Here is a 16,120-nt window from a genome sequence, read left to right as displayed (position 1 = left end):
TAGTGCCGCTCCCTGCGAGACGCCCTTTCACCTCTGGGGGCATTCTACCTCCCATGACTCCGTTCGCGCTTCCATGGGGACAGGAATGTCCCCACTCCTTGGGCCTGCCGCAACACGCTGGGTAAGTTCGTCGCGTTGAAGACCTGTTTCCAACTCGCCCTGGTATGAGTCGCCCACCAACGAGGGCGAGTCTGATCTCGGAATGATAATCGAGCCACCGCCTTTCCTGGTCGGGACGAACAATTCGTAGTAGGCAAACGTGTGTCATCCTCCAAGCCCTGCACTTTTGGACTTCACAACCAAGTGGCAGAAAGTCATTCGTCCGCATCCGATAGTCGGTATATCCGAACTTTGGCCATCGAGACATCCGTCGGGATTTCACCGGAGCGCTGGAAGCGTTCCTCGTGCGTACTTTTTTTCGCGGTTGCTGGGCGTTGCAGTTCGAGGCGCACGTCATTCCAGCGGGTGCAGAGGCCGTGGATGCTGCCGGCCTGGGAGCAGTGGCGTGCGTAGGGGTCCTCGCGTGTCCGGCGGAGGGCCTGCGTCCAGACGTTGAGGAAGTCCTCCGCGCTTACGTTCCCGTTGTTCTCCAGGAAGCGCTTCAGGGCGCTGCCGTCCTTGCCTCCCTGAAAGCTGTACTCCATGCCCAGGGCAGCGTGGAAGGTATCGCCACATCGCTGGGTGATGGAGTGGAAACGAGGGTCTCCGGGCGACCGGTGTTCTCTCTCCGAACTTGAAGAGGAAGCATCATCATCATCATTCAAAACCAAACTCTCTGCCCCCTCGCACTCCGAAGGAGGAGAGGAAGAAGCTGGATCTTCCTTTTCATTCCTTTTCCTTTTGTTCCCTTCCTCTTTCTCTTCCTTTCCCATTCCCTTCCGTTGGGTTTCTGCTTGGGTTTTGTTTGGGTTCCTGCTGCTTGGAAGCGTGGAGGCATCCTTCCTCGGTCTCCCGCCCTTGCGACCATTCTCCTGGCCCGCCGCGACCTTGGCCTCGGAGGTGGAGGCTCCACCCTTGCGTCCCGCCTCGCGTTTGGCCTGCCAGGTTTGCTCCTGCTCCAGGGGATAGTCCGCTACCACGAGGTCATCGCCATCCCACGACCACAGGCCGCAGGCGCCAGCGAGGTCCTCTCGCATCAGCCCGCACAACTGGAGCATCTGGCGGTCCGTCCAGTGCCGGCATCCCGGGATGCGCCCGCCATTCTCCTGCTCGATGCAGTAGGAAGTGATGCTCAACCACGCTCCCCGTTGTGCGAGTTCCGCCGCCACGAATGCGGGGCTCCGGAGAGAAGAGACACGTATGTTCAAGTACTGCATGTGCCAGCCGCTTTTTCTTTCCCTGGCGCCTGACGTATCTTCCCTGATGCCGCCGCGCCCCTTGTCACGAAATACGTGTGGAATATATCACTGCTGCCTATGCTGGCAACCGGGATGCAGTGGTGAACTTTGGAAAAATATGCTTCGAAACGTGGAGATTCGCGCCCAGCGGAAGCTTATGCAGGAGTCTGCGGAAATGTTATTTTGATAGGATGCTTGATAAGCGATGTGACGCGAACATGATATACAAGATGTCAGTCCGTTTGTTGTGCTGAACCGTGTGAATGAAGCAAGACCCTCCAGCCATACTTTCTCCAGTCCTCTTTCGATGGGGGACAAAGGTCAATGCCGCTCGCGTTGCGCAATTGAGATCCTATTATGGTCTTCGTCACAAAGGCGGAGAGCGTTTTTCCTACCTGGAGTCGGTGAGAAAGCATCAGGATCTGCGGCTTGAATGGTTCATGGGCAGAGACGCTCTTTTCAGGGAACCAAGAGAGATCAGGGTTTTGAGAACGTGGGCTAGACCGCTCAATTGGTTGATGCGCACCTGCAGGGTGGAGGTGGATATCCCGCCTGGCCGTTCCATCACGGTCCAGGAACTACTGGCAAAAATGCAAGGATGTCGCGGTCAGATTGCCAATCACATTCGGACGCTGTTGAGAGATAGATCTCCTCAAGACGTGTTTACGGTGGCCGACTTCCATGCCGCGATGCGCGAACCCGTTGGGAAGGATACATCGAGCCTTCCTTAGGGGGATGCAAAGCCAAATGGAGAGTGTCCGAAAATCAGAAGACTTTCTCCTGGCCTCTCGAGCGGTTTCTAAATCGAACGACTTCGGCCAGCAGGAGGAGACAGCAGGCACCAGCACTCCCAAACGAGAACCAGCGTGTGCTGACTTGGAGCAGAGCAGTCCCATCGCGCATTAACTCGGTCTCAGGAGCCAGGTTGCGCGTTGGATTTTCACTCCATCGTTGAACCTCGGCAGCCCAAAGGTTCATCGTCCGAGTTCCCTCCTTGAGGCCCCACGCCGATGGGAGGAGGACAAGAACAAACCAAGCGATGAATACAAGACGTGTCATAGATGATCGCAATTTGTGATGGGAGCATGAAGTCGCATCCGATTTTACATTCCTGCAATCACCGGCGATTTGGCTCTTTTCACTGCAAGGCCCGGGAGCATTGCTGTAGGTTGGCTAAGTCCCGATTTATAAAGCAAAGAATGTGCAGTGTTTGAGTGGATTTTTGACTGCGCTTGCCTAACAAATACATCTTTCAACCCCCCACTATTCTTCATGAGCTTCAACTTCGGGCCTGTGCGCCTGATCATCTTCATCGTTTGTGTTCTCGTCTTCTGGGCGCTTAAGGGCTTTGAAAACACCGTTCCGGGTGAAGAGGGCACGGTGGTGGAGGTTGGCAACCAGTGGGTCTGGTCGCTGATCATGTTTTTCGGTGGGGCCGCCGCGGTGTCCTTCATTGACCACTACATTGGCACCTTGGAGCGGCAGAATATCCGGCTGGTGTATCTCATCCTTGGAGCGATCCTGATGGTAAGCGGCGTCATGTTGCTGAATAAGGCAAAGGCTGCGCTGGCGGTCGTGGCGGCCTAGGCGGGCTGTGAATGGGGAGCGCTCCTCCACCCCTTCAGGGCACAGGCATTTACCTGAGGATTTCATTTGTGCCGGAGAGACAATTGCCTGCGAGTTCATCGTCGAAACAAACACACTCTCGAGCCCCTGAGATACCATTGGCTCTGCATCTTAACGCCCTCCACAAAAAGGGCGGTAGGGATGCGCTCCTGCCTGAGGATTACCCACATCTCAAATGAGACTTCGCGGGAGGATATTCCTGGAAGGTGAAAAGGAGGCGGCAGCCCAAGGATCGGGGGCACTCTTGCCCCCTATGCGGATGGCAGCTCCAGCGCCCAGTCGCTCCGGTATGGCGTTGCCTCCATGATTTTACGCCTGTCGGCTCGCCACCAAGGGGGCAAGAGTGCCCCCGATCCTTGGGCTGCCGCCCTGTCTCCGCCTCACTGGTATATCTCCTTCCTCAGGAAAACTCGCACGATTTGTGGGTAATCTTCAGGCTCCTGCGCGTCCGTAGATAGCGGGCGGAGGTGGAGGGAGGTGCTACGTGGCGAGGCCGTTTCGTGCCTTAGTTCCACACCACCTCCGCCCTCCTGAAGTCGGACGCGCAGGAGCGCATCCCTACCGCATCTTTGGAGGAAGGGCGTTTGCCTTGAAGGAAGTAGGCCACGGAACTTCTTCGACTGTGCCACATAACCCACTGCGAAAGGCACGTGATTGCCCACCGGAGTCTTCGGCACGCTCTCGTTTAGGTTCATGCGTATGCCCCTTCAGGGTGAAACTTCGAAGGTGCTGAGGACAGGTGGTGGTGTGTTGCTGCTGCATGGCTGCCCCTTTCAAGATTCGCATGCACCGGGCGGGAACACGGTTTAGCCTTTCCCATGGAACCGGAAGCGGAAGGGACGGGGGACGAGCCCATCATCATCACGACGGACGAGCACTTCATGCGGGAGGCCCTGCGCCAGGCGCGCAAGGCCGCCAAGCAGGATGAGGTGCCGATCGGGGCAGTGATTGTGCGTGAGGGACATGTGATTGCCCGTGCCTGGAACCAGGTGGAGACACTGAAGGACGCCACTGCCCATGCGGAGATGATTGCGCTAACCCAGGCGCAGAGTGCTCTGGGAGACTGGCGGCTGAATGAGTGCGACCTCTATGTGACCAAGGAGCCGTGCCCCATGTGTGCCGGTGCCATCATGCACTGCCGGGTGCGGCGCGTTATCTTTGGCTGCCCTGACCTGAAGGGTGGTGCGGCCGGTGGCTTCTGGAACCTGCTCCAGGCGCCGAATCTCAATCATCGCAGTGAGATTGTCTCCGGGGTGCTGGGCGATGAGTGCGTGACGGTGCTGAAGAGTTTCTTCCGCGATGCTCGCGAACGCCGCGCCAACGGTTTGCTCCACAAAAAAGGGTTGTCAGATCTGTAGCGCGGGACCGAACGCCAGCGCCGCGGAATGGTCAGAGTCAAAGGCACGATCTCTGCGCCTTGCTTCAAGGCGTGGATGTCTGCGTGTGAAGGCATCGTGAAGCCATGATGAATTCTCCGTGAAGCGGGACTTCCGCGTTGCCAATCACCTCTCCACACCGCTAGACTCCCAATCGCATGCCACCGGAAAAAACCGCAAGCTATTGGCAGGCCGCGACCCGCAGCCTGGCGCGACGCGTGAACTTCGGCTGGTGGCTGGAGCACTGGACGGGCTGGCTGCTCGGCTCGGCCCTCGTTGGCGCTGTGGGCATTCTGTTTGTCCGTTGGATGCCTGTGGTGGAACTCCGCTGGGTGTGGTACGCCATCGGCGCGGCACTCGTGATGGGCGCGGCACTGGCCTGGTGGCTGGGGCGCTCCCGTTTTGAGACTCCGCAGGCCGCCCGCATCCGGTTGGAAGATGCCTTGGGATTGAAGACACGCCTCAGCGCGGCGGAAGCCGGAGTGGGGGAGTGGCCTGCGCCACCCGAGCAGATCAAGTGGCCGTTGCAGTGGCGCTGGCAGCGTCCTGTGACTGTGCTGGCAGTTTCCGGCATGGTACTCCTCCTGGCCGCATGGGTGCCCGTGAGCTCGCGTGAGATGAACAAGAAGCGCCTCGTCCAGGCGCCTCCGGAACTCGAAAAGGTGAAGGAATGGCTGGAGAACCTCCAGGAGGAAAAGGCGGTCGAGGAGGAATCGGTGGAAGAGGTGGAGAAAAAAATCGCCGAACTGCTCCAGCGCCCGGCGGAAGACTGGTATGAACACGGCAGCCTCGAAGCTGCGGGGAATCTGCGCGACCAAACCGCAGAGATGCTGCGGGAACTTTCGCAGAATCTTGCCGATGCCGAGCGTGCCGCATCTGCCCTGCAGGCGGCTGGGGATGCATTGCCGCAGGAGGCGAAGGACTCGCTGGGCAATCAACTCGGTGGCGCCGCGCAGGCCATGCGCACTGGTGGCATGAAGCCCAATGAACAACTGCTGCAGCAGCTTCAGCAAATGGCCGCGGCCAATGGCTTGGGGAATATGAGCAAGGAGCAACTGCAGAACCTTGCCAAGCAATTGCAGAAGAATGCCCAGGCCCTGCAGGACGCACTGAAGAATTCGCCCGAACTCAAACTGTCGGAATGCCAGGGATGCAATGGAAAGGGCAAGAACGGCAAAGGCAACAAGCCTGGCGAAGGTGAAGGCGATGGAGACCCCGGTCGCGGCGGCATCACTCGCGGTCCTGGTACTGCGCCGCTTACGCTGAATTCGGAAGAGACCAATCTGAACACCACCAAGACGGAGGCCATCAATTCGCAGCTCGACATGAACCGTGTGGCGCCCGGCGATCTGCTCACCGTGAGTGATGGCAAGCACGAGGTGGATAAGAACGCCTACCAGGGACCGAAGGCCGGAGGTGCCATTTCCAACACCGGTGATGGTGGCGCTGCCGTCTGGCAGAACTCGCTCCTCCCGAGTGAGCGCGAGGCTCTGAAGAGGTATTTCAAATAACAGAACAGCAGTAGCAGCAGCAGGACATGAGTGGAGGGGTGGCACAGCGAAGGACAGCAAAGGCATGGTGGGTCTGCTCACTACTGGTGGCTGGTCTCGCGGCGTTTTTTGTCCGACCCATTGGAAGCGGCACAAACAGCGTCCGCGTTTCCAAGGGTACGATGCATGGAGTGCGCCTTGGCACCATGGACCACTTCGTGATGATACCGGTGAGCGGCAATGGCACGTTCAGCTTCCGTGGTCGTTCCCAGACCAAAATTGTATCGCCGCTAAAGTTTACGGGAAAGTCCAGCTCGTGGGGGCGTCAGCAAGTCATTGTCGGTTCCCCCTCACTCACACGAACCTGGTTGATCGCATTTTAGCAACAGTTCGCCAGAGATTGACATTCACGGCGCACCCAATTTTTACAATATTCCTCTGCACTATCTCTCATGAGCACCACCATCCAACCCCTCACCGAGTCCGAACTTCAGACCGCAGCAGCCTCGGTTGAAAAACTTCGCGCCGCGTTGCAGCAAGTGCTCTTCGGACAGGATGAATTGATCAACCACGTCATCACCGGGCTGCTGGCACGCGGACATCTGCTTTTGGAAGGTCTGCCGGGTCTTGGAAAAACCGAATTGGTGAAGGGTCTCGCGAAAACGCTGCAGCTCGTGGCCAAGCGCATCCAGTTCACGCCAGACCTGCTGCCCGGTGACATCACGGGCAACCCCATGCTGCAGGACACACCTGAGGGCCGCCGCTTTGTGTTCCAGCCTGGACCCATCTTCGCGAACCTCGTGCTCGCGGACGAAATCAACCGCGCCTCGCCCAAGACACAGTCCGCCCTGCTGGAAGCCATGCAGGAGCGTCGTGTCACCGTCATGGGGGAGTCGCACATGCTGCCCGCTCCTTTCTTTGTGCTCGCTACGCAGAACCCCATTGAACTGGAAGGCACCTACCCGTTGCCGGAGGCGCAGCTGGATCGCTTCCTCTTCAAGCTGGAAGTGCGCAGCAATGATGCGGAGACACTCGAGAAGATCGTCCTGCATCGCGAGATAGGCGTGGAACCGCAGGTGGATGTGGTGATGAATGAGACTTCGCTCAATTCCCTCCTCGATGCCTCGCGCCGTATCTTCATGCCGCAGCCGGTGGCGAACTTCATCGCGCGACTGGTGAAGGCGACTCATCCTGGCGAGCCGCATGCCGGCGGGGTGAAGTTTGGCGCCAGCCCCCGTGCGGCGCTGGCACTCGCTGCCGCCGCCAAGGCGCGCGGTCTCATGGAGAACCGGCTGAACGCCAGCTATGAAGACGTGCGTGATGTGGCGCCCGCTGTGCTGCGCCACCGCATCCTGCTCGACTACGGCGCCAAGCTCGAAGGCCTCACGCCGGATCTCATTGTCGCCAAGCTGTTGGAGAATGTACCCGCGCAGGACAAGCCGCTGCCCACGACGCTCCGCGCCGCGAAGATCTGATGACATTCTTGTGCCGCTCCCGTCAGTATCCGGCCTCACTTCACACACTCATGTTTCCCGCTGTTCATCGTCGCATTCTTGCCCTCGCCCTGCTCGGCTGCATCGCCGCTGGCAGTGCTCCGGCAGCCACGGTCCTCTCGCCCCGCATGGACACGGCGAGCGGGATCGACATTCGTCTGGAGAGCTGGCTGGATGCCTGTCCGCCTGCGGGTTTCGTCCCCATCCGCATTCGCATCCGCAATGTGGAGAAGCAGACGCACACGTGGACGATTACCTCGCAGAGCAACAATGGAGGCTCCTCCTCCGTGGATATCACCGTGGAGGGAGGCAAGGAGGGGGAACGCATGATGTATGCGCCGATACTGCTGCAGGCTGAAGCCACCTATTATACCAATGTTGGCTTCCGGGTATCAGGGCCCGGCGTGGCGGAGGAGGCAGCAGGAAATGTGCAAAACGGCGGCGGCTACGCCAGCAGCCGCACGGAGTACATTGGCATGAGCGCCTCGCTGCATGCGAAGGGATGGAGCGCGCTGGAGGGCAAGTTCTCCAGTAGCAGTCATTCCAGTGCCAACCTACAGGGATCCAAGGTGGACATGTCCAGCGCACCCGAGGACTGGCGCGGTTACGCGGGACTGGCGCAGTTGTGGATGGATGAAAGTGAATGGACCTCCATGAGTGGCTCGGCGAAGGCGGCCATGCTCGAGTGGGTGGCGCTCGGTGGTGATGTGCATTTGCTTTGCGCTGACACAAGCGATGCACGTCTTGAGCAACTCGGCCTGCCGCCGCTGCTGAAGTCGGGCCGTCGCGTGGGTGCGGGGGAGATTCATGCCCATTCGTGGGACGGCAACTCGCTTCCCCTGGTGGCCATGGTCAGCGAGATACGTGGCGTGAAGGACACCACCCGGCGCGAGCTGATGTCCGACTATCGTGGAAAGTGGGGCCTCGCGGAGATTGTCGGTCCGCTTACCATCAAGTCAGGTCTCATCTTTGGATTCATCGCTATCTTCGGATTGCTGGTGGGCCCGGTGAATCTTTTCCTGCTGGCAGGAACGGGGAAACGTCAGCGTCTCTTCTGGACCACGCCACTCCTGTCGCTTGGTGCCAGCGCACTGTTGCTGGCGCTGATGGTGCTGCAGGATGGCATTGGTGGTTCTGGAGCTCGTTCGGTTTTTGCCTTGATGTTGCCAGATCAAAAGCGGGTGGCGGTGACCCAGGAACAGGTGGTCAAGACCGGCGTGTTGCTTGGCCGTAGCTTCGAGCGGGCAGATGCGGACCTGATGGCGCCGCTGAACCTGACCAGTGCCTCTCAGCCCTCCAATTGGGAGTCCCGCTACAATGTTGAGGAGTCAGAGACGAAGCGCGGCGGTGCCTGGTTTGCCAGCCGTTCCCTGCAGGCCCACCTGCTGCAAACGGTGCGACCGAGCCGTGCCGGTGTGGAGGTCTTTGCCGCGGAGGGTGGAGGCGCGCCCAGTGTGCTCTCCACCGTGGAAGCAACGCTGCAGCGTGTGTTCATCGTGGATCAGAACAGCAAGGTCTGGACAGCTGAGGATGTGGGCACGGGTGAGAAAAAAGTCATGAAAGCCAGCACCGAGGCGGAACTGAATCAATGGATGAACGATCATGCCGGCAAGACCTCCGGACCGATGATCGCGCATCTGTTGAAACAGGTGGAGCGGCGTCCCGGCTTTGCCTATGCGGAGGCGGCGGAGGCTTCGAAGTTCGCTGTGGCCACTCTGCCTTCCATCCGTTGGAATCATGAACGCCTGCTTCTCGCAGGACCTTATGTGAAACACTAGGCGCCGCCGCTCCGGTTGGATTTCTCCCATCATCTCATCCTTCTCCTTTCCGAACGCAGACATGTCAGCACCACCCGCCTCCACACTTGCACCTGCCCCGGCGGCTGCACCCCCACCGTTGCCGGAGACCCTTGTCACGGTGCGCAGGCTCAATCGCGTTTTCGACAACGTGCATGCGGTGCGGGACATCTCCTTCGATATTGCCCGCGGTCAGGTCGTGGGATTCATCGGCGCGAACGGCGCAGGGAAGACGACCACCATGCGCATGATGGCGACTCTCGATGTGCCGAACAGTGGCACCATCCGCATTGCGGACATGGATGTGGTGCAGCGACCGGGCAGCGTGCGTCGGCTCATCGGGTGGATGCCGGATCACTACGGCACCTATGCGCACATGACGGTGTTTGAATACCTCGACTTCTTCGCCCGCGCCTATGGCTTCAAGCGTGAGCAGCGCAAGACGCGCGTGGAGGAGGTGATGGATTTCGCGGATCTCACCGTGCTGGCGGATCGTCCGATGAACAAACTCAGCAAGGGCATGGGTCAGCGTCTCTGCTTCGGTCGCATGCTGCTCCCGGATCCGGAGTTCATGATTCTGGATGAACCGGCGGCCGGCCTCGATCCCAAAGCGCGCCTGGAGTTCAAGAATCTCGTGCGCCTGCTCGCGCAGCGCGGCAAGACGCTCTTCATCAGCAGCCACATCCTCAGCGAGCTCGGGGAGATGTGCGACACGCTGCTTTTCATCGACGGCGGCAAGATGGTCTACCACGGCTCCGCGGAATCGCTGCGCCGCGACCATGGCAATGGCGCCAATGGCAACGCGCAGGTGCTGCTGGACATCTCACTGGCCGGCTCTGGAGACCTGCTCACGCAGTGGGCTTCCATGAATCCACTTTGGAAGCTGGTGGAGGAGCGCCGCGACGGTGCGCGTCTCGTGGTGGAAAGCAATGACCCCCTCGTGCTTGCCGCGGGCCTCAAGAAGATGATTCTCGATGGCGTGCCGGTCATTGAGTTCCGCCGTGAAGAGCGCCGCCTGGAAGACGCCTTTGTCGACATGCTGCGCAAAATCTCCGTGGACGGCGCGACGAGGAAAACCTGAATCAGAACGCCTGTAGTTCCCCCGCCTCCAGTGTGAATCGTTTCATGACTGCCACTACCACCACCCTTGCCAAGCAGGCTGCTGCACCAGACTTTCCGGACTGGTTCAGCCCGCTGCTGGTCAAGGATCTGCGCCAGAGCCTGCGCAGCCGGTGGTTCATCTGGTTGTTTCTGTGGGTGCAGTTCAGCATGGTGTCCCTGGTGGCCGTGCATCTCCTCTATTGGCAGGACTCTGCGGAAGGTGCGGCTTCAGTTTTCCAATCGATCCTGAGAGAGGTGTTGTTCTTCGCGAACATCACCCTGGTTCTGCATGTTCTGCTGCCCTTGCGAGGCATCTTCATCGCGGATTCGGATATCGACCCCGGCAACCTGCCGTTGCTGCGGGTCTCCGGGGTGCTGGCCCGGCGCATCGCGATCAGCAAGCTCATCGTCACCATGTTCATGGTGGGACTGATCATGACGGCCATGCTGCCCTACGTGACCCTCCGCTACTTCTTCAGCGGGGTCGATGTGGTGGGCGACTTCCTGAGGCTCGGGTGGATTGGCCTGGGCTCGGCGGTAATCGCCTCGTGGGGGTTGCTCCTGGGCATCATGCCAAGGGTGTGGCGCGCGGTGGTGGGCGCACTGCTGATCTTCTTCGGCCTGCCCATCTTTGAGGGCATCTTGTGGAAGATGATCGATGTCAGCCGGGACTGGAGTGTGGGCGTTTTCATGTCCGTCCTTATCTGGCTGATTGTGGCGGTTTTTGCGGCCATGCTGCCGCTGGCCATTGTGGAGTCCCGTTTCGATGATGGGCGTTCCGTGGACTACTGGCAGCCACCGGGCATCAGCTAGGCGTCTCCTCCTCTCTTCTTTTCCTTTCCTTTTCTTTCTCTCCCAAGTCATGAGTTCCGTCGCAGTCACCACTCCAACACCTGAGCGCATTCTTCCGAATGGCATGGACTTTGCCGACTGGCTCAGTCCCATCCTCGTGAAGGAGCTGCGCCAGGGGTTGAAGACCAAGATGTTCATCACCACCTTCATCCTCATTCAGGTGGCGATGATTTTCATCACGGGCATCCAGTTGCTGGAAGTGGCGAATGGAGGGAGCGGTGGCGGGGGGCTCGCCTGGCTCTTTGCCGCGTTCATCTGGATTCCACTGTTAATCCTGATGCCTGCGCGCGGTCTCACGGCGGTGAGTGAGGAGTTGAAGGTAAACACGCTGGATCTGGTGCAGCTCACGCATCTCACGGCGTTCCGCATTGTCCTGGGCAAGTGGGTGGCGCTGGTTGCACAGACACTCCTGGTGGTGACGGCGATCCTGCCCTATGCGGTGTTGCGCTACTTCTTTGGTGAGGTGGATATCATCTCCGATCTTACCGTCATCGGGATCCTGATACTCGCTTCCATGGCGCTTACGGCGGCTGCCCTCGCCCTTTCCAGTTCGCACGTTGCCATTCGCATCCTCGTGGTGCTCGGGCTTTTCGTTGCGGTGTGCATCGCGATGCCGCCACTGTTTGATCGCTCAGCCCTGGCCACTGGAGGACCGGGCGCGTGGCTGGTGTGGATGCTGCCGCTGCTTGCGGTGCTGCACGTGTATCTGCTGCTGGAAATTGCGGCCTCACGCATTGCTCCCATCTCTGAAAACCACTCGGGCCGGAAGCGGCTTGTGATCCTTCTCATGGGCGCGATTGGCTTGCTGCTGGCGTGGTTGGGGAACGAGTATGCCGCCATGATATGGAGCGTGAGTTGTGCCGTGGCCACCGCGTGGGTCCTCCTGGAGTCGCTGAGCGAGCGCACCCAGCATGTGCCCAGTTTGTACTCGGGGTTCGCGAGGATTGGCTTTTTTGGCAAGCTCGCCGGTCGCGTGCTGTATCCCGGCTGGGCCTCCGGTCTGGTATTCACCCTGATTCTGACAGGCATGGTGTTCGGCATCGGCTTGGGTCTGGTGCGAAAGTTCCACCCTGGAGACGTCGGGGGCTATCTGCTGGCGTCGCGTCTCATGGTGCCCATCATCTTCAGTTCCGTCATCGCGCCGGTCGTCGTGATGCTGCTCTTCCCCCGAGCGAGGCAGCCCATCTGGCTCTATGTGCTGACGCAGGCGCTTTTTGGCCTGTGTTATGTGGTCGCGCAGGTGGCGGGTAATGCCCCCAATTTGGATGAAGAAACCGCCTTCCGTTGGCTTGCGCCGTTTCCCACCAGTGCGTGGTTTGTGCTGATGGAGGAGGGCGTGGACAGCCCGCTGGGACATTTCTACACCATGTTCACTCTTCCGGTGTGTGCGGTGCTCTTTTTGTACCTGGGTTTCCGCGCCATGAAGGAGTTCAGCTTCATCTCCCGCTTGGAAAATCAATCGCAGGCTGATGCCGAGGAGCTCGAAACTTCTCCCCCGGCCGTTTCCAACGCCGCCTAGTTATCACCCAGCATCATGGCCACCACCACCACTGCCACAGCAACAGCTAGGTCGAATGCCAAGGGCGCCTCGTCTGTTCCCTCGGGATTGGCGGCGATCCACGCACGCATGAAGGCGGTGACGGGTGTGGCGCGCCTGCCGCTGCGCAGTGGCCAGTGGAGCGGTACGGCGGGTAGCGTGCTGGGGCAGGGTACCGGAAGCTCGATCGATTTCCAGGATCAGCGCCCCTACATGCCGGGGGATGATCCGCGTCATATCAACTGGCAGGCATATGCGCGATCCGGGACCTACACCATGAAGCTCTACCGGCAGGAGGTGACGCCACGCGTGGACATCCTGTTCGATGCCAGTCCCTCGATGTTCCTCACCGAGCACAAGACCACGCGCACGTGGGAGCTGTTGTATTTCTGCGTGGAGAGTGCGTTGCGTCTCGGAGCTTCCACGAAGGTGCACATGCTGGACGACGAGGCACGCGAAATCCCGGTCGACCGTATCCTTGCCTACGACTGGCCGTTGCGTGAGAAGCTCAGCGGCGTGTTGCTGCCTTCGCTGCTGGATCGCACCCCCATGCGTACAGGTTCCTTGCGCATCCTCTTGAGTGACCTGCTCAGTGAATCACCACCGGATCGCGCGACGAACCTGCTCGTGGCCGGCAAGGGGCGGGCGGTAGTTCTCGCGCCATTTTGCCTGGAAGAATCCCAACCGGATTGGGATGGGAATATCGAGTTTGAAGAATGCGAGTCCGCCACGCGTGACAAGCGGCGTGTGGAGAAGGACACGCTGACGCGTTATCTCCGCGCTTATGCCACGCACTTCGGCCTGTGGCGTGAGCAGTGCGTGCGGCATGGCATTGGATTCGCCCGTGTGCCTGCTGAAGCGGAAATCCTCGCCGCGTTGAGGGCCGAGGCGGTGAGCTCGGGATGCATCGAGATGTAGCCGGGCCGTTGGTTTAAATGCTTGTAGAAATGTATCAGCTGCCGATGAACGAACCCCGCAACCGAGTCATGAGATTTCGAAGCCTCACTTTCACGCTCATCGCCTCATTGGCTGTCGCCCTGGCATCTTGCTCCAAGGAAGAGGTGCCGCCGGTGACGAAGGCGACCGCGAAGCCTGAAAGCACTCCTGTCCCGGCTGCGCCTGCCACGACTCCTGAGTCTGTGGCAGCCGTTGAGCCCGCGAAGGAAGAGCCGCCCAAGCCAGCGCCACCGAAGGTGGAACTGGAAGCCGTGACTCCTGCGACCACCGCCACCGATGTGGCCGTGGAAGCCGAGAAAGCAAAACTCCAGGCAGAGCAGGCCAAGCTGAAGGAACAGCAGGCCAAGGCCACTGCGTCCAACGACGAAGTGCAGAAGGCCGAAGCCGCCAATCGCCTGAAGCAGGTGGAGCAAAAGATCAACGCCCTGCCGCGTTCCGATCTAGGAGAAGGTTTCGAAGCCCGTGCCTCTACTGCCGACGACGGCACCCGCGCCGCGCTGGATAAGCTGCTTGATAACGCGCCGAAGAACGCTCCTGCCCCGGGTGCATCACCGCCATCTCCCCCTGCTGCCGCTCCCGCTCCGGCGCCATCACCCTCGCCTGCACCTGCACCCGCCAATCAGTAAGCAACTCATCACGTGCGACTCCTCCTAGCCAATCCCGCTGGCCTCTGGGCCCTGCTCGCCGTTCCGGCGATCCTGGTGATCCATTTCCTTCAAGAGCGCTCGCGCCGCGTGCGCGTGAGCACGCTTTTCCTGCTGGAGCGCGTGAAGCCGGAGAGCGTGGGTGGCATGCGGTTTGAGAAATTGCGGAACTCGGTGCCACTCTGGTTGCAGTTGCTTGCAGCACTGCTTCTGGCGTGGGTGCTGGTGGAGCCGCGCTGGATACGGCAGGACTCGCGGCAGACCGTGGCCGTGGTGCTGGACAGCTCCGTTTCCATGAGCGCGTACAAGGAGGAGACACGCGCGCTGCTGGCGGAGAAGTTGCGCGACTGGGCTCGCACGGCGGCGCATACCGAGTGGCACCTGCTGGAGTCAGACGCGAAGAAGCCCACCCTCTACGCCGGAGCAGAGATGGCCGGAGTCTTGAACGCCTTCGACACATGGGAGCCCACGCAGGGCACACATCGACCGGACGATGCTCTGCTCATTGCGCGTGGCCTGGTGAAGACGAACGGCATTGTCATCTTCGTCACGGATCGTGAAATCGAAGTCTCCTCGGACGTGGCGATACTCTCGGCGGCGGAGCCCTTGCAGAACGTGGGCTTCGCCGGAGCGGAGGTGAAGCTGGCCAGCGCGTCTGGAGACGCGAAGAGCGGCATGAAGTGGAAGGCGCTGGTGCAGAACCACGGCGACAAACCCGTGCAGCAGGAGTGGTGGGTGGAGTATCCGGACCTGCCTGCGGGAGCAGCCACCACACCACCACAAAAGCGTCCATTGGCGCTGCCGCCGGGACAAACCATGACACTGACAGGTGAGCTCCCCCCGGAGGTGGAGCGCGCGGTGCTCGTGCTCGGTGGAGATCGTTTCAAGTGGGATGATCGTTTACCGCTTCAGAAACCTCGTCCCCGGGTGGTGGATGCGGAAGTGCGGTTGGGAGGAAAGGCCGGCGACCTCTGGCGCAAGATGCTGAGCGCCACGGAGCAGGTGAACCTGCGCGGCACCTCCAGTGCCAATGCCGGCACGGCGGCCACCGATGCGTCGGGCACCGCGATTCGCCAGCCCCATCTTGTTGTATCAGAATTGGGTACACCCTTGGAGACGGCGGGCATCCAGTTCCCCGTGGAGAGTGGGGATGCAATGCAACTGGATGGTGCATGGACAATCGCCGAGGAGCATCCCCTGGTGCGTGACATGAACTGGATGGGCCTGCTCACGCCCCGTCCCACCGAGCTCACGGTGACCGAGGATGATGAGCCCCTCCTCTGGAAAGGCGAACGCGTGCTGGCCATGGTGCGGCGCGGGCGTACGGCGGACAACAAGCCCATCCGCCGGCTGCTGCTCGCGTGGGACATCACCCAGTCCAATGCTCCGCGACATCCCGCCATGCTGGTGATGATCCATCGCTTTCTTGAAGATGTTCGCCAGGGGATGACAGAGCCCTGGGCTGGCAATTTTGAGTCCGGACAGCAACTTGCTGTCGCCGCAGATGAATCGCCGGAAGCCCCGCCTCTCATGCTGCATCACGACGGCAAGGTGACACGCTATGAGGGCCGCCTGCCGGCCATGGTGGGATTCTTCCAGGTAAAGCAGGGTGATAAGGCGTTGGTCAGCGGCGCCGCTCAGTTCGCCGACACACGGGAGGCCGATTTCAAGTTGGCCAAGAAGGTCGACACCGTGGAGCAGCGTCGCTGGGAAGCCGCGTTGAAGCAGACGGAGGCGGATCCGCTCACTGCGCTGTGGGTGTTGTTGATTCTGGCCTGCCTGCTCGCGGCGTGGGCCTGGCGACAGTCGGGCCGGCCGCGTTCCAAGTCATCGGCATCTCCCGCCGCGGTCCCTGCCGCTACCTGATGTGATGTATCCACTTCCACTATTTTCCATCATCCCTCCTCTCCC

12 protein-coding genes are annotated in these 16,120 nt (G+C 60.3%); 11 read left to right on the top strand and 1 reads right to left on the bottom strand.

Translation table 11 applies throughout. The annotated features are described in order from the left end of the window. Window positions 1-314: 314 nt before the first annotated feature. Entirely contained in the window at window positions 315-1,235 is a 921-nt protein-coding gene (locus tag G5S37_RS32425; RefSeq protein ID WP_206026151.1) for a hypothetical protein, read from the bottom strand. Window positions 1,236-2,609: 1,374 nt separating this feature from the next. On the opposite strand from G5S37_RS32425, the gene G5S37_RS26255 reads away from it, so the two are divergent. The 11 genes from G5S37_RS26255 (at window position 2,610) to G5S37_RS26205 (ending at window position 16,075) form a co-directional block, all read left to right on the top strand. Continuing rightward, complete coding sequence (locus tag G5S37_RS26255) at window positions 2,610-2,924, top strand: hypothetical protein (protein WP_165208214.1); 315 nt, start codon at window positions 2,610-2,612, stop codon at window positions 2,922-2,924. Window positions 2,925-3,781: 857 nt separating this feature from the next. Then, entirely contained in the window at window positions 3,782-4,321 is a 540-nt protein-coding gene (gene tadA, locus G5S37_RS26250) for a tRNA adenosine(34) deaminase TadA (RefSeq protein WP_165208212.1), read from the top strand. 176 nt (window positions 4,322-4,497) lie between these two features. Continuing rightward, window positions 4,498-5,850, top strand: coding sequence for a hypothetical protein (locus G5S37_RS26245; protein ID WP_165208210.1), 1,353 nt, complete (start codon window positions 4,498-4,500; stop codon window positions 5,848-5,850). Between the two features lie 431 nt (window positions 5,851-6,281). Continuing rightward, window positions 6,282-7,304 carry an AAA family ATPase gene (locus G5S37_RS26240; protein ID WP_165208208.1) on the top strand — a complete coding sequence of 341 codons (1,023 nt, stop codon included), beginning with the start codon at window positions 6,282-6,284 and terminating at the stop codon, window positions 7,302-7,304. 50 nt (window positions 7,305-7,354) lie between these two features. Further along, entirely contained in the window at window positions 7,355-9,100 is a 1,746-nt protein-coding gene (locus G5S37_RS26235; RefSeq protein WP_165208206.1) for a hypothetical protein, read from the top strand. A gap of 61 nt (window positions 9,101-9,161) precedes the next feature. After that, complete coding sequence (locus tag G5S37_RS26230) at window positions 9,162-10,199, top strand: ABC transporter ATP-binding protein (RefSeq protein ID WP_165208204.1); 1,038 nt, start codon at window positions 9,162-9,164, stop codon at window positions 10,197-10,199. 44 nt (window positions 10,200-10,243) lie between these two features. Then, entirely contained in the window at window positions 10,244-11,032 is a 789-nt protein-coding gene (locus tag G5S37_RS26225; protein WP_165208202.1) for a hypothetical protein, read from the top strand. A 49-nt stretch (window positions 11,033-11,081) separates the two neighbouring features. Further along, complete coding sequence (locus G5S37_RS26220) at window positions 11,082-12,590, top strand: hypothetical protein (protein WP_165208199.1); 1,509 nt, start codon at window positions 11,082-11,084, stop codon at window positions 12,588-12,590. 15 nt (window positions 12,591-12,605) lie between these two features. Next, entirely contained in the window at window positions 12,606-13,526 is a 921-nt protein-coding gene (locus tag G5S37_RS26215; RefSeq protein WP_165208197.1) for a DUF58 domain-containing protein, read from the top strand. A 68-nt stretch (window positions 13,527-13,594) separates the two neighbouring features. Next, on the top strand, window positions 13,595-14,191 hold the full coding sequence (locus tag G5S37_RS26210; protein ID WP_165199474.1) for a hypothetical protein: 597 nt from the start codon (window positions 13,595-13,597) through the stop codon (window positions 14,189-14,191). A gap of 12 nt (window positions 14,192-14,203) precedes the next feature. Then, a complete protein-coding gene (locus tag G5S37_RS26205; RefSeq protein WP_165208195.1) occupies window positions 14,204-16,075 on the top strand; it encodes a BatA domain-containing protein in 1,872 nt (623 codons plus the stop codon). Window positions 16,076-16,120: the final 45 nt, after the last annotated feature.

Source organism: Roseimicrobium sp. ORNL1, assembly GCF_011044495.1.
Lineage (GTDB): Bacteria > Verrucomicrobiota > Verrucomicrobiia > Verrucomicrobiales > Verrucomicrobiaceae > Roseimicrobium.
Note: the sequence above shows the minus strand (reverse complement) of the source record. Positions and strands in the feature narration are given on the sequence as shown.